Source organism: Dolichospermum sp. UHCC 0352 (assembly GCF_009711925.1).
GTDB lineage: Bacteria > Cyanobacteriota > Cyanobacteriia > Cyanobacteriales > Nostocaceae > Dolichospermum > Dolichospermum lemmermannii.
This window is the reverse complement of record NZ_VIKY01000256.1, coordinates 1-15063: the sequence shown is the minus strand read 5'-3', so window position 1 is coordinate 15063 and position 15063 is coordinate 1. Positions and strand designations below refer to the sequence as shown.

Sequence of the window (15063 nt, the reverse complement as noted above, 5' to 3'; positions counted from 1 at the left end):
AAATCTGGTTTCAATTTTAAGATTCACAGCGGTTAAAACCGCTCGTGCCGTTTCCCTCTCAGGGCTAAAGCCACTGAGTTTCCCACTTACCGGGTATTCTTATGACAAAGACTACTGGAAAAATGACTCTTACTTTTGATTCAGAAGTTTACAGCAAATTACTTTCTCAGTCTCAACCGCGAGTTATTAAAACTGAGGAAGAAAATGATCGGCTTTTAGCAGTTGTGGAAGATTTGCTTTCGCGTCCTCGTCTGACAGCAGAAGAAAATGCTTTGTTGGAGTTATTGGTAAGGCTAATTGAAGATTTTGAAAGTCAGCATTATCAGCTAAATATTTCTACCCCTCGTTCGAGAATTTTGCATTTATTGGAAGCGCAGGATTTAGAAATAGGTGATTTAGTTTCTGTTTTAGGTTCGAGTGAGTTAGTTTCTCAGGTAATTAATGGTGAGGTGGGAGTGACGCGAGAACAAGCTGAGATGTTAGGGAAGTTTTTTCACGTTGATGCAAGTTTGTTTGTTGTGTAAAAGAGTCAAAGACAGGAAGTTTTTAATATTTGTAGCAGTTTAGCAATGCTCAATGGTATCAACTTAAGCTCAAATCTTTACCATATTTCCTATTTTTAGAGACCATGATGAGTTTAGTGTGTAATAAAAGTTAAATAAAATATAAATATTGAGAAGTATTATGAAATTACATTCCTTGGAAATAAAAAACTTTCGTGCTATTAAAGATATCTCTTTAGATTTTACCGATTTACTTAGTCGTCCTCGATCTATCAATTTAATTGTCGGTCCTAATGGTTCTGGTAAAACTTCAATTTTAGATGCAATTCATGTTGTAGTTAAAGTCTTTGAAAATCCACAAAATCCAGAGTTAAGAGAGGGTTTGGAATACAATGTACAACAATTAGTTAGAGGTAGAGCTAATATTGCTCAAATCACATTTGAGTATTCCATTGAAAAAGATGAAGCTGAAGCTATTAACGATGTTTATTCTTCACTGGGATTGAAGCAAAACTTTAATTTATCAAAATCAGTTGCACCTTTAGAAAGTCCAGCAAAAGTTATTTGGTATTTTCCAACTAGAATCCCAAATAATTTATGTGATCATGATATTTCACCTAAAGGTTCTATTAGAGTTTTGGGTGCAAGAGGTAGAGCTTCTCAAGCAATATCTAAAAATCGTCAAACTTCACAAATATTTGATAGAATTGGTGGAGTTTGCTATTTAGATCAAAGACGTACTGTAAGATTATTTAAGAGTTTCAATAAACAAAATATAGAAGATCAAAATGCACATAGTGATGTTTTATCTTGGTTAATTGAATATTACCGTAAACATAGAACATGGAGTGAAGAAAAATACGGCGAGTCCTATTGGAAGAGAGTTCAAAGATTATTTAATAAAATTTGCTTCCCTTCAGAATTAATAGGTTTAGAGTCTGGTCCAGATTCTGATACTTTGATTCTCAAAAGAAAGGGTGTAGAATATGATTTACTACAAATGAGTTCAGGGGAACATCAAATTTTAAGAATTTTAGTTGGTTTAGCAGCAGATACCGCTAAAAATTCCATTGTTCTTATTGACGAAGTTGAACTACATTTACATCCTGCTTGGCAAAAAAGATTAATTCAAGTTTTGCGGGAAGATGATTCAAATAATCAATATATTTTTACAACCCATTCCCCAACTGTGGCAAAAATGTTTTATGATTCGGAAATTATTAATTTGGGTGATTTGGAAGAAAAATAATGGAAATCTTGAGTAATACTTTATATATATTAATTGAAGGTGCGCCTACAAGTCCCGAAGTTGTATTTATTAGAACAGTTATTCGTAAACTAATAACTCAAGACTTGCTATCAGACATAGAATATGAAGTAATTGAAATAGGTGGTAGTGGGAATTTTAATTCTATAGGTAAATTAATCTATCATAAAAGTCAATTACACCAAAGCATACCAGTAATTGCCATTACTGATAGAGATTTTAGGACACAGGAAAAAATTGAGCAAATAAGTAGCAAACTTGACTCTAATTTAATCAGAGACAAATCAGTAAGAATTATCTATTGGAAAAGACATGAATGGGAAAATTTCTTACTTGAAGAAACAGAAACTATTGCTAATCTTTTCAATCAGATATCTACTGAAAAAACAGGTGAGAAGAAGACATATAGAAAGGATACTGATAATAATTTAAGCAAATCACAGCTAGAACAATGGCTAGTACAATATTTTCAAGACTCGATAATAAGAGAATTATTTGAATGTTTAAAGTTTCAATTCCGAGAAAATGCAAATTTCAGACTAACATTAGATCAAATAGAATCTTTATCTTTGATAGATATGAGAACTTTTTTTGAACAGCAAGTAGTTGATAAAGCGAGTGAATCAGAAAACAGAATATTGAATTTAATAAATATGTTAGAGGATATAATTATAAGTCAAGATTTTCAGTGGCAAACCTATATTAATAATCCCCATGAACTGGATTTTCAAGAAGCAAAAATATTTTTTAGAGGTAAAGAAGCACTAAAGGATATACATAGAAAAGCTTATCAATATTTGAAGGTAGAACATTTAGAATATGATCGCTTCTGCAAAGAATTAATTTTACCAGAATTAGCAAAAAATACAAATTCCCTGATTGTTCAAGAACTTGGTGAAATGTTACAACCTTATTTTCAACAAGCTGCCAATTTGACAGGAATAGAATAAATTTTATATCGCTCTTTTCATTTCAATATGACGGCGTAAAATCTCATTAATAGCTGTTTGATCGACAATTTTTAACGCCAACCTACTTAGCTCAATGGAGTGTTACTATTTGCTAATATTGCCACAAATTTTAAACCAAATTCTTCTTCAAAAACTCCTTTTTTGTAATCTAAACTCCACATTTCTAAGGCACATTCATCATCAATTAATGATGGAAATATCAACATCTTAAATTCTTTGAAGTTGGGAACATATTCACATTGAACATGAGAAATAGCCCCTATTTGTCTTCTGTCTAAAGCAACAGCTAACCTTAAAATTGCACTGAGTTGATTAACCATTGTCCGATGTTCTTTGTGCAATAGATTCCGATAGCTTTCATGTTTTTTCTTGGGTGGAGATTTGCGGTGATAACGGGCTATATTGGCAATAATTTCGATTTCGGTTTCGTTATAACCGAGTAATTCACCATTTCTAATTAAGTAGTATGAATGTTTGTGGTGTGCAGAATGGCTGATATAGTGACCACTATTGTGTAAAATGGCAGCAGCCCATAGTAATTGACGTTGATCTGCACTCCAATAATGTAATTGTCCTTTGGTTTGGTCAAATATATTGAGTGCAAAAGCGGTAACGCGCTCGCTATGCTCTAAGTTAGTTTGGTATTTTTTGGCAGTTTTTAATACACTGCGTTCTCGAATGGAACTTTGAAACCGTAGTCTGTTGTCAATGAAGCCATGAGTCAGCATCCAGTCTACAATTACGCCTTCCCTAAGAGATCGCTCACAGACTGTTACGGATTGTACTCCTAACAAGGTCATAGCCTCCTGTAAAATTACTGCTCCAGAAAGTATTACTTCTGACCTCTTTTCTGGCATTCCCGGAACGGTAGCCCGTTCTACATTGGTCATTTTGCGTAAGCGATTTACCCAAGTTCGCAAGTCTTGAAGACTGAATTGATACCCGTTGAGGGTGGAAGGAACAAGACCTAATTTTTCCCGCGCATGGATGGTAGCGATGGTTTCTATTGTCCCAGATGTGCCGATTAACTGGGGAGAATCGCCAATTTTGAGTTTTCCTTGCACTTCTTCCACAGAACGTTCTAGCATTCCTCTAGCGTAAGCTTGGAGGTATTTAAATTCGGTTTCGCTGATGGGATCTGAGGCGATTAATTCCCCAGTTAAGCGCACTGCACCGATTTTGGTACTGGTGAGACTACGGGGTTCTTCACTGTCTCCTAAAATCAATTCTGTTGAACCACCACCAATGTCAATTATGATATGCGGTTTGTTGTTAAATTCCATCCCCGATAATACACCTAAGTAGATGCGACGGGCTTCTTCGGGACCGGAAATCAAGTCAACGCTTAAACCGACTTCGGTTTCGATTTGTTGAAGAAATTCTTGACCGTTGGGAGATTCCCGGACTGCACTTGTCGCCACAGCAACAATACTATTTGTCCCTAAGCTGTCAGCAAGAGTTTTAAATCTTCCTAAACAGGCGATCGCTTTCATCATCACTTCCGGTTTTAATTCGCCAGTAATTAAATTGCGATCGCCTAATCTCACCGTTTCCTTTTCTCTGGCAATAATGGTAAAAGATGGTAAAGTTGCTTCAATTTTTACCACTATGATATGTAAAGAATTTGTACCAATATCAATGGCTGCAATCATCTGATTTTCTTGAACTGATTCACTAGGTTTATTTTCCCAGTTAGCCGAGACTAAATTTACCATTTTGTTATTCTCTGAATAGATGAATAGGGACTGGAGGACAAATAGCAAATAACGATATTCTATAAATGTAAAGATATGTTAAATCAGCAAATATGTTAGAAACACCAAAAATCAACCCAGAACCATTATGGCTTGTAATTATCCGGCTGTTAAGGTGGAATAAACCAGAAGGGAGGTTAATTCTGATGATACCCGCATTGTGGGCGGTATTTTTAGCCGCTGCGGGTAAACCACCGTTACCCCTGGTGGGAGTGATTATTTTTGGTAGTATTGCCACCAGTGCGGCTGGATGCGTAGTTAATGATTTATGGGATAGAGATATTGATCCCCAAGTTGAGAGAACACGCGATCGCCCGCTTGCATCTCGTACCATTTCCGTTAAAATTGGCATTGTGGTGGGGATAGTCTCCCTCGTCTGTGCCGCAGTTGTCGCTTTCTATCTTAACCCTTTAAGCTTCTGGTTGTCTGTGGCCGCAGTTCCAGTAATTGTCCTTTATCCCGGTGCGAAACGGGTATTTCCTGTTCCCCAATTGGTGCTTTCGATTGCTTGGGGTTTTGCGGTTTTAATTAGTTGGAGTGCTGTTACAGCTAATATTACAGCACCGACTTGGTTGCTTTGGGGCGCGACGGTACTATGGACATTAGGATTTGATACCATTTATGCCATGAGCGATCGCCAAGATGATCAACGCATTGGCATTAATTCTAGCGCTTTATTCTTTGGTAAATATGCCCCTACAGCGATCGCTGTTTTCTTGATTGGTACGGTTATTCTCTTAGCTGGAGTCGGTTTATTAGTTAATTTAAACACAGCATTTTGGATCAGTTTAATTTTGGCTAGTATCGGCTGGATTTGGCAAATTATCCGCTTACAACAGCCTGAAATCCCTCATCCTGCTTATGGAGAAATGTTTCGCCAAAATGTCTGGATTGGTTTTTTAATGTTAGCGGGAATGATTCTTGGTTCTTTGTGAATTTGTCATCAATTTAACCAAATCAAAATTTTTCTGTCAATCTAACTCAAGCTAGATTCAAAACTATCAGGACTACTGTTTTAAAGGTTGGGATATTAATCTACAAGCTAGATGTAACCAACGGAATGAAGCGATCTATTTTAGTTAAACTCGCTCCAATAATTTTACTGTCCCTGGGTAGTTTTGGTCTAGTTATTGGCAGTTTCTGGATGAGTAAAGCTGCTAGTAAAACCAAACAATTACAGTTAATTACTGATACATCACAATATCAAGAAATCCGTAACCACCAATGGGCTGATATTCAACAAATTCAACATTTTCCCGGACAAATTCCTAATGATTCTCAAGTTTTACAAATGGCTTATGCTTCGGGATTAACTCCCGGAAGTAATTCTTTACAACTGCGGATCAAAGAACCACAAGCAAAGATTAAAAACCTCCTGACACAGTACAAAAAAATCTCTCAGCATCAATACCAGGGTGGGAATACAAATACTCATAGTAACCAACCCAACGGCGTACCGACAACATTCTTTTATACTAGCGATTCAGAAACAGAAACCTTTCCTAGCAGTTATGAAATATTAGTATTAAAAGCCGAAGATAAAAGCCAACCTGGTGCAAAATGGAATCATGGTAATAGTCATGGAGTCGCAATTGATGTTGCATCTTCAGAAATTATCTATTGGGCGGAAAAATGGTAAAAGCAGGAGTAAATTCAATCCCTGAAGAATAGAATTTATATTTGATTTGTGGACATTGTAAAAGTCAGATCCCCGACTTCTTAAAGAAGTCGGGGATCTTGTGTTATGTAGTCTTTGCATAAGTATTGGTAGCGATCGCTCTCCCAGCGGATTTACCTGACACTGTGAATCAAATTCTGGACATAGAATTTTTACCATAACTAATCACACAATCTGCAAAACCACCAACGTCATATCATCGGTATTTTGCCTATCAGCACCGATAAATTGCTGAACTTGATCAAATAGATATTCCACAATTTCCTGGGGACTATTGCAATACTTACAAGCCGTTCTGAAAGATGTAACAAAATTATCTTCATCAAAGCGATCGCCACCAGCCGCCGCTGCATCAGTCAAACCATCAGTATAATAAATAACTGTGTCCCCAGATTCTAACTGAACCTGAGCATCTTGATATTCGCTATTGGCATCTAAACCAATTAACATCCCGAACGTATCCAAACGGCTCACAGTTTTTGTCGCTGCGTGCCACCATAAAGGCGGATTATGGGCGGCATTACTATAAGATAAAATTCGCGTTTGCGGGTCATATTCTGAATAAAACATCGTCACAAAGCGGTGGGAATTTTCCAAATCCGCATACATAACCCGATTCAAATTTTGCAAAATTCCCGCTGGGGAATTACCATGCAATACTTCACCTCGTAGCATTCCCCGCAACATCGTCATAATCAAACCTGCGGGAACACCTTTACCCATCACATCCCCAATTACCAAACCCCAACTGGCATTTTCTGGAGATGCTTGTGGTTTGGGCTTTAACTGGTTTTGATTAGTGGGAATAAAATCATAGTAGTCACCACCAACATGATTAGCCGGTTTACAACGGGCTGCTAGAGACAAACCAGGAATATTTGGACATTGACGCGGTAAAAGTCGGCGTTGAATTTCTGCACCAATTTCTAATTCTTGATCTAAACGTGCTTTTTTTCTTAATTCTACAGATAATTCATCATTGTCAATCGCAACTGCGGTTTGGTCTGCCACTAACCGCACTAATTTTTGTCTAGTTTCTGTCCAACTATATTCTGGATCACGACTCAAAACATACAGCCAACCCCGTTCTGTATGCTTAACTAAAATAGCTGTCCCAAAGATTTGCACATCTGGACCTAAAACGGCGTGCATTTGGTCATCTAGAATGCCTGTGGAAATGGCAGCAGGACCAGAATTAGTTAAAAGAGTAATTTGACTACTGGCAGTTTCTAGGGCTTTTCTAATATTTTTTCGTTGCTGAGTATCTTGCCAATGTAGTTGTTCTAATCTAATTTGTCCATTGGGTTTATAAAGAAAAAGTGCGCTACCTTCCGCATCTGTCACTCTGGTAGCCATGAGGGGAATCAGTTCCAAAAACTGATTTAAATTATTAAAGCTTCTGAGGGCAAATCCTAAGGAACTCAGCAAGTCTTGAATTTTATTTTGTTCTCGATGCAGCCTGGACACAAGTTCTTTGAGTGCCACCACAGGAGTGACATCTGTGGTGGTGCTGCTATTACTATCAGTAGGATGGGGGGGAAATTGTGACACAGGTTAATATTGCAGTTGAGAATAGCAAATGTGTGATTCTTTATAAATACTCTTTCTTGATAAATTGTGAAATCATATTCAACGAGATTCGTGATTTTAGCAAGAGTAGAAGAAATGTTGAAGGTAATTTTTTAAGTCTTGGTTAATGCTGAGGACATTTTTGATGGTTAATTTTCCATGATGATAAATTTTCTAATTTGTCAAAAATAAATCTTTGGGAATCGGTAATTTTTATGATTAATTAACAGCCCCTAATTCTTTCACAACTGAATCAACCCTTCATATATCTTGAGAAATAAAAGTTTGCGATTAGCAAAATTACCTCTATTCCTGAGAGAATATATATTAAGAATCATCAAACTAAAAAACCAGATAGATTTTCAGTGAGTTAATTCATGGTTTTTGCGTTGGTGGAATTTTGGTTAAAACATAGTTGTCATCATGCTTTTAATCAAAACTTGTTCAATTATGGACTACAAACATTTAACCTATATACCATAAATTCTCGAAATGTTTCCTTAGATAGATTTCTTTTATGGAAAAATTTCGCTTATTTTTGCTTAATGCTCTAAATCCAGTATACTTTTATACTAGCATTTGAATTAAAGCGTGGGATTAAATATAAGTTTTACATTGCTGGGGATTTAGCTGATCAAAGGACATTCATATCCTGCGTTTATCTGCGTTTATCTGCGTTTATCTGCGTTCAATTATTCTTTAAGGCTTATTTTGTGCAGATTCATCTTAATATAAACTATTAACCAATAGATTCAATCTCACCCATATCATTGAGCAATACAGAAGATCCTACTGATAAAGATGAGATAATTTCACTAATTTTTTCCATTAAAGGTAGTAAATGATCAGGACGAGTGCTGCGAGAATCTAAAACAATAATTCTCAAAATTATATTAGTTAAATTTTGTTGATAGGGAAGATTTTTATCGGCTGTAATAAAGGCATCAAAAGGATATTTTTCAGCTAAATCAAGAATTTCTCGATCTTTCAACCCACGCCATCCCATATCATTAACATTGTAAACTATGTCGCCTTTCCTTAAAAAAGGTTGTTTGAGTTTTTTACTCAAAAGATTTTCATCTAGTAATATAATCATCAAGCACAGCGTTCTTGAGCGATGATCAATTTAGCTGTATTTTCCAAGACTTTCATAGTTTGAGTCTCCAGATAGGGAAAATCACTAATAAACTCAGCTAATCCATTCTCCCCTTCGAGATAGTCAAAAAATGTTTGTAAAGGAACACGAGTTCCCACAAAAACAGGAACTCCACCCATAATTTCGGAATCGCGGTGAATAATTCCTTGAATTTCTAATAAGTTATTTAGCGTCATTTCTCATTCTCTAAAGATAATTTCACTTTTGATTATAGCTTGAGATATAAAGGCGGGTTTTATAGATTCCGCGCAGAACTTGGAATTTGTTTGTCTAGCCCCAGACTTCTAGTAGTTCGTCAAATTTATTTTGACGGATAATGATAGGAAAAAACTTCTGTTTTTCCCTCCCCTACTCCCCCCACTCCCCTACTTGCCTTTACCCGTCATTTTTGGATTGACAGACTACTAGTCTGAGGACAATTATTTTTCGGCGACGATATTAATCGCTTAACAATGCTTCTACAAATTCATGACTAGAGAATGGACGCAAATCTTCAATTCCTTCACCAGCCCCAATAAAACGAATGGGTAAGCCTAATTGCTGAACAACAGCGAGGGCGACACCTCCTTTGGCTGTTCCGTCTAATTTGGTTAAAACAACGCCGCTGAGTTGGGCTGCTTGGGAAAATACTTCAGCTTGTCGCAATCCATTTTGTCCTAAAGTAGAATCAAGAACTAACAGCGATTCTACACGGGCATTGGGGGCTTTTTTATCAATGATTTTGCGGATTTTGCTGAGTTCGTCCATGAGATTTTTCTTATTTTGCAGTCTCCCAGCGGTATCTATTAATAGTAGTTCGGTTTCTCTAGATTGAGCAGCAGCGATCGCATCAAACACCACGGCTGCCGGATCTGTGTTTTTCCCAGGATTGGCGATAACTTCAACACCGCTTCTCTCTCCCCAAACTTTGACCTGTTCCACAGCCGCAGCCCGAAAGGTATCCGCCGCACCAATTAAGCACTTGTAACCGGATTTATGTGCTAGGTGAGAAATTTTACCGATGGTGGTAGTTTTTCCCGCCCCGTTAACTCCGGTAATTAACCAAATGGTCAGGGTGTCTTTTGCCGGTGCAAAACTAGGTTTGTCTTGATTTTGCAAGGGTGCATCTAGGATATCTCGGAGAATTTCTTTGAGATAAGCGATCGCTTGTTCTGGGGGAGTAACTTCTGCGAGTAATTTCTTTTGTAACGCACTAATAATATAATCAGTTGCCTCTACCCCCACATCTGCCTGTAGAAGTAATGATTCAATTTCATTGACAGCCTCTTGATTAAGAGGCCCCTGACCAACAATTGATTTTAGTTGGTTAAGAATATTCCGCCGAGTTTTATCTAAACCTTGACGGAGTTTTTTCAACCAAGTAATTTCTTCCAGGGAAATATCTTCAGCTTTTCTCCCTTGGGCGGCTAAAACCTTTGCTGACCACTTAAACCCATCATCAAATACCAGTTCTGGAATCTCTATTTCTGGTGCTGTCGGAGTTATCTGTATTTCGGGAATTTCGGTTTCTATGGCACTAGCAATTAATTTCTCTTGTTTAGCTTGTCTTTCGGCCGCAGCCCGTTCTAAAAAAGATAAATTAGCTAATTCTGGTTCTGGTTGTAGTTCATTAACAACATCTTCAGTAATTTCTGCGATGGTTGCATCTATTTCTATCGGTGCAGTTATTTCCCCTACTTGAGTTTCTACTATTTCTTGACTGATAGTATCTTCTTCAACCGCTACAGATAATTCTGTTTCTAGTTGTTGTTTTTCTTGAATATTTTTATAAGCAGCTTTAGCAAAAGCCAACAAATCCGCCGTATCTGGTGCGGTTGTTTCTGGTTCAGTTGCTTCTACTGCGGGTGTTTCTTCCTGAGATTGGTTTTCAGGAGTATCAGCAGATTCATTATTTGGACGACGAAACCAATTAAAAGCCATTGTAGTTTATTTTAGATAAAAATTTAATTAGGATAGGAGTCAGGAGTCACCGAGTCACCGAGTCACCGAGTCACCGAGTCACCGAGTCACCGAGTCACCGAGTCACCGAGTCACCGAGTCACCGAGTCACCGAGTCAGGAGTTAAGAAAGAAAGAAAGAAAGAAAGAAGGAATAAAAGTCTTACCAATGACCAATGACCAATGACCAATGACCAATTTAAACAGTTTGTTTTTGTTCACTAACTCGACGGAGAACACCATTAATAAAACGGTGGCCATCTTCTCCACTGTAGCGTTTAGCTAATTCTACAGCTTCGTTAATAGCAATGCTGTCGGGAACTTGCATGAATTTTATTTCTGCGGTGGCTATTTGGAGGATATCTCTATCAATTTGAGCTAGACGGGTAACTTGCCAATCTACTAAAGCATTAGAAATAGATTCTTCGATAGCTTGATGGTTCTCGCTGACAGTAATAATAATCGCTTTAGCGTAATTACGAACTTCTTTATTTTGATTGGCCGACTGAATTAATTCTGGAAAATCAACAGATGTACCTAATTGATTGATAGCTATTTGGGTATAGGAAATTGCCTCTTTCAGCATGGTTCTAGCTGTATTCAAATCCGCAGCTCTCGTTTCGCTGGTTAATAGGCGATCATTACTCCGTTGCAGTTCTCCTGCGGCATTGTTCAATGTGTCCTGTACTTCTACTGTGAGAGTCCGAACTGCTCCTAAAACTAGCTTAGAAACTAATTGCTCGTCTGATAGGCTTTCTAGTTTTTTAGGGTTGATTGGTAATTGGCTCAAGGCTAATAGTGCCAATTCGCGGGCTATTTGTTGGGGTTTACGATGCTGCATACAGTTGGGATGATGAAAAATATGTGAGTTCTAGCGCAGATGAACAATTAGCTTATCTATTTTTTGCTCACTTTACTAGGTTGGTATCGAGTTTAGTTTCTATTTCTGGAATTTCCTGCTGTTTTATTTCCAAAGATGATATTGCTGACAGTGCAGGGAGGTGAGAAGGCTGGATATTGGGGGACACTATACCACCAGACACAACGATTTTAAAAGCATCTTCAACAGATATAGAGAGATTAAGTACATCCTCTTCTGGTACTATCGCATACCATCCTGTGGTCGGATTGGGTGTAGTGGGAATAAACAGGCTAATTACAGGACGAGATATTTGACTTTGGATTTCATTGCTCATTGCTCCAGTAACAAAGGCGATCGCCCAAATGCCCGGACGAGGGTATTCTACTAAGACTACCCGGCGGAATTTACCATTAGAATCTTTTAACAGAGTTTCTAATAGTTGCTTGAGGGTTTTATATACCTGTCCAGCTAAAGGAATGGCTTGCAATAGCCGCTCACCGAAATCCAATAACCATCGCCCAGCAATGTTTCTAGCCATTAAGCCAATAGCCAAAATACTTAATAATGGCACGGCTAATCCTACTAGTAAATTAAGTATATTTACTAAAATCGGATTTAAGCCATCAAAGGGATTGAGTTGTTTAGGAACTTGGGTGAGAAAGTTAATTACCCATGTGGCTATGGTAATTGTTAACCAGATGGTGGTTGCGAGGGGAATTACCACCAGCAAACCAGCAATCAGGTCATTTTTGAAGTCTTGTTTCCACCTTTCCATTCCCAAACCCCGATTCTCCTTATTTAGCTTCGTTAAACTGTTGTGATTATTTTCCATTTCAGCAAATTAGTCACATTGCGAATATCAGAAACTGATGACAACAGGTGTCAGTGTCTTACAATAGGCTACTTCTTACTGTTAAAAAACGCCTTTTGTGTCCCTCTTTAATGGCAAAAAGTCAAGCTATCGCTACAAAAGTTCACAATTTTCCTTGTTCAATGTAAATATAGCCATTAACCCACCGTAATGGCGGCTGGTAAATCTTTTAGAGTGTTACTTATCTTTGTAATACTTGTAAATTATTGTTGCAAGTCTGAGAGATATTATCCATCCTACCGCGCTATATCGCCAAATGCTCACAATTTAGGAATGACTAAGTAGGTTGGCGTTGAAAATTGTCGTCATAGCAAGGCAAGAGGCAAGAGGCAAGAGGCAAGAGTAAAGAAGTTTTCAGCAATTTTACATTTCTTTACACAGTTTGGTTTTATTGTGTTCACCTACTTATTTGGAGTTAATGGGAATTAATTTTCGATCACTTCTCTCACCAAAGTTGCCAATTTATCTGCACTATCAGGAACAGCGATCGATGCAGCTTTCTCTGCCATTCTCCCTAATTCTGTCGGAGATTGCAACAAATTCAAAACCTGAGTCGTAAATATTCCTGGAGTCAAATCCGACTGTTTAAAGGATAAAGCCGCACCAGCTTTAGTAAACACCTCTGCATTATAAGACTGATGATCTTCCGCTGCAAAGGGATAGGGAATCAAAATTGCTGGAGTACCACAAACTGCCAATTCTGTCAAGCTACCCGCACCAGAACGACTAATAGCTAAATTAGCTCTTCGCAACAAAGCCGCCATATTATTATAAAAAGCCAAGGCTATATATTGAGGATGTTGAAGACTGTTAATATCAGGATCATTATCACCCGTCAAATGCACTATATAAGCCCCAGCTTGAAACAAAGCGTCCGCAGACTGTCGGACTAATTTATTTACGGCTACAGCCCCCTGACTACCACCAAACACCACAATTAGAGGAACACCATTAGGAATAGGTAAATCTAAAGTGTTATTAACAGTTTCATCTAAGAATTGAGAACGAACAGGAGTACCCACACAGATAGTTTTTGTCCGAGGTAAATATTGAGTAGTTACATCAAATCCTATCGCTACCACATTACACCAAGGACCAAAAAAGCGGGTAACTTTGCCGGGTAAAGCATTGGATTCATGAAAAACCACAGGTAAACCCAAAGAACGCGCTGCAATTACCGCAGGACCGGCAATATAACCCCCTGTGGTGAAAACTCCTTGGAACTTTCCTTGTTTAAGAATACGTCTGACTTTGAGAATCGAGCTGATCAATTTCCACAAGGTGCGGATAGAACCAAGACTCAAACCTTGCTGAAAACCTTCAACAGCGACCGTATTTAAAGGATATGTCTGGGGAACTAACTGAGTTTCTAGCCGATTTGGCACACCCAGCCATTCAATATTGTATTCTGGCAGTTTTTCAGCCAATGCGATCGCCGGAAACAAGTGTCCACCTGTCCCACTAGCTGCTATAAGTAATCTAATTGATGGATTTACCATTCCCGCCTATACCATTTATCGCCTAATTTCATTAAGATAAAACAAATTCCTGATCTTGTATCATCAAATCAGTAAAATCTTCCTTATGACTAAAATTATCCCTTTATTAATGAAACGTAATAAAACATTAACTGTGAGTATTTCCCTAATTTCCAGTTTACTGGCAATTGGTTTATCCAGCACTTGGCAATTGGCTCAAGCTGGTCAAACCGGAAATGCACCCGCTACACTCACGAATCTATTAACACAAATTGATAATGCTGCTAATCAAGGTAATGTCAATGGTGTAATGAAATTTTATAGCCCTACATTTACTCATGGTGACGGCTTAAACCGCAAAGCAATGGAACAGGCTTTAACAGGACTTTGGAAACGATATCCTAAATTGCGTTACACGACCAAGCTAGAATCCTGGAAATCGGAAGGTAATACAATTATTGCGGATACTGTCACCACTATTAGCGGTTTACCTGCATCTGGTAATAATAATTTAACCCTTAACTCTACCATTAAATCGCGTCAAAAAGTCACAGGCTCAAAAATCGTTCAGCAAGATATTTTATCAGAACGGACTCAACTAACCTCTGGAAGTAAACCACCCCAAGTAGAAATTAAATTACCACAACAGGTAAAAGTTGGGGAAAAATATAGTTTTGATGCCATTGTCAAAGAACCATTAGGTGAGGATTTTCTGCTGGGAACAGCCATAGAAGAACCCATTCAAGGTAATAAACTCCTCAACCCCACAATTGCAAATTTAGAATTTCTCAATTCTGGTGGACTGTTCAAAACAGGACGCGCACCCTCTACTCCCGGACCTCAATGGGTTTCCGCAGTAATTCGCAGAGGTGAAGATATGACTATTATTACTCAACGGTTACAGGTTGTTAAGAAGTAGTTATTGGTGATTGGTGATTGGTGATTGGTCAGTGGCAAAGAAAAACAACTGACAACTGTACGGGCGAAGCATTTGGAGAAGTATTTTTGGCAATGACC

Annotated in this window: 14 protein-coding genes; 6 read left to right on the top strand and 8 right to left on the bottom strand. The window is 38.0% G+C overall.

What is annotated here, in order from left to right:
- Positions 1-122 precede the first annotated feature (122 nt).
- From FJR06_RS18305 to FJR06_RS18295, 3 genes are all read left to right on the top strand, one after another.
- A complete protein-coding gene (locus FJR06_RS18305; RefSeq protein WP_041458443.1) occupies positions 123-524 on the top strand; it encodes a type II toxin-antitoxin system HigA family antitoxin in 402 nt (133 codons plus the stop codon).
- Positions 525-684: 160 nt separating this feature from the next.
- Positions 685-1752 carry an AAA family ATPase gene (locus FJR06_RS18300; protein WP_015080692.1) on the top strand — a complete coding sequence of 356 codons (1068 nt, stop codon included), beginning with the start codon at positions 685-687 and terminating at the stop codon, positions 1750-1752.
- Positions 1752-2720: a hypothetical protein gene (locus FJR06_RS18295; RefSeq protein WP_015080693.1), complete on the top strand. Its 969-nt coding sequence runs from the start codon at positions 1752-1754 to the stop codon at positions 2718-2720. Before FJR06_RS18300 ends, FJR06_RS18295 begins: the two co-directional genes overlap by 1 nt.
- Positions 2721-2806: 86 nt before the next feature.
- On the opposite strand, the gene FJR06_RS18290 is transcribed toward FJR06_RS18295, so the two are convergent.
- The gene (locus tag FJR06_RS18290) at positions 2807-4456 is read right to left on the bottom strand and encodes a Ppx/GppA phosphatase family protein (RefSeq protein ID WP_168651978.1); all 1650 of its coding nucleotides are present in this window, start codon (positions 4454-4456) and stop codon (positions 2807-2809) included.
- A 92-nt stretch (positions 4457-4548) separates the two neighbouring features.
- Here FJR06_RS18290 and FJR06_RS18285 point away from each other — a divergent pair, with 92 nt between their 5' ends.
- The gene (locus FJR06_RS18285; RefSeq protein ID WP_015080695.1) at positions 4549-5430 is read left to right on the top strand and encodes a 4-hydroxybenzoate solanesyltransferase; all 882 of its coding nucleotides are present in this window, start codon (positions 4549-4551) and stop codon (positions 5428-5430) included.
- A 125-nt stretch (positions 5431-5555) separates the two neighbouring features.
- Positions 5556-6134, top strand: coding sequence for a hypothetical protein (locus tag FJR06_RS18280; protein WP_015080696.1), 579 nt, complete (start codon positions 5556-5558; stop codon positions 6132-6134).
- 204 nt (positions 6135-6338) lie between these two features.
- Here the strand turns inward: FJR06_RS18280 and FJR06_RS18275 are convergent, their stop codons facing one another.
- The 7 genes from FJR06_RS18275 to murG all read right to left on the bottom strand — a co-directional run bounded on the left by FJR06_RS18275 (position 6339) and on the right by murG (position 14067).
- Complete coding sequence (locus FJR06_RS18275) at positions 6339-7724, bottom strand: PP2C family protein-serine/threonine phosphatase (protein WP_015080697.1); 1386 nt, start codon at positions 7722-7724, stop codon at positions 6339-6341.
- Positions 7725-8481: 757 nt separating this feature from the next.
- Positions 8482-8838, bottom strand: coding sequence for a hypothetical protein (locus FJR06_RS18270; RefSeq protein ID WP_015080698.1), 357 nt, complete (start codon positions 8836-8838; stop codon positions 8482-8484).
- A complete protein-coding gene (locus FJR06_RS18265) occupies positions 8838-9074 on the bottom strand; it encodes a DUF433 domain-containing protein (protein WP_015080699.1) in 237 nt (78 codons plus the stop codon). Before FJR06_RS18265 ends, FJR06_RS18270 begins: the two co-directional genes overlap by 1 nt.
- A gap of 262 nt (positions 9075-9336) precedes the next feature.
- Positions 9337-10818 (bottom strand): signal recognition particle-docking protein FtsY, encoded by a 1482-nt coding sequence (gene ftsY, locus FJR06_RS18260; RefSeq protein WP_015080700.1) that lies wholly within the window; start codon positions 10816-10818, stop codon positions 9337-9339.
- 216 nt (positions 10819-11034) lie between these two features.
- The gene (gene nusB / locus FJR06_RS18255) at positions 11035-11676 is read right to left on the bottom strand and encodes a transcription antitermination factor NusB (protein WP_015080701.1); all 642 of its coding nucleotides are present in this window, start codon (positions 11674-11676) and stop codon (positions 11035-11037) included.
- 67 nt (positions 11677-11743) lie between these two features.
- Positions 11744-12529 carry a DUF502 domain-containing protein gene (locus FJR06_RS18250; RefSeq protein ID WP_015080702.1) on the bottom strand — a complete coding sequence of 262 codons (786 nt, stop codon included), beginning with the start codon at positions 12527-12529 and terminating at the stop codon, positions 11744-11746.
- 464 nt (positions 12530-12993) lie between these two features.
- Entirely contained in the window at positions 12994-14067 is a 1074-nt protein-coding gene (murG, locus tag FJR06_RS18245; RefSeq protein ID WP_168632902.1) for an undecaprenyldiphospho-muramoylpentapeptide beta-N-acetylglucosaminyltransferase, read from the bottom strand.
- A gap of 85 nt (positions 14068-14152) precedes the next feature.
- Between murG and FJR06_RS18240 the strand changes: the two genes are divergently transcribed.
- Positions 14153-14965, top strand: coding sequence for a nuclear transport factor 2 family protein (locus FJR06_RS18240; protein WP_168651977.1), 813 nt, complete (start codon positions 14153-14155; stop codon positions 14963-14965).
- Positions 14966-15063: the final 98 nt, after the last annotated feature.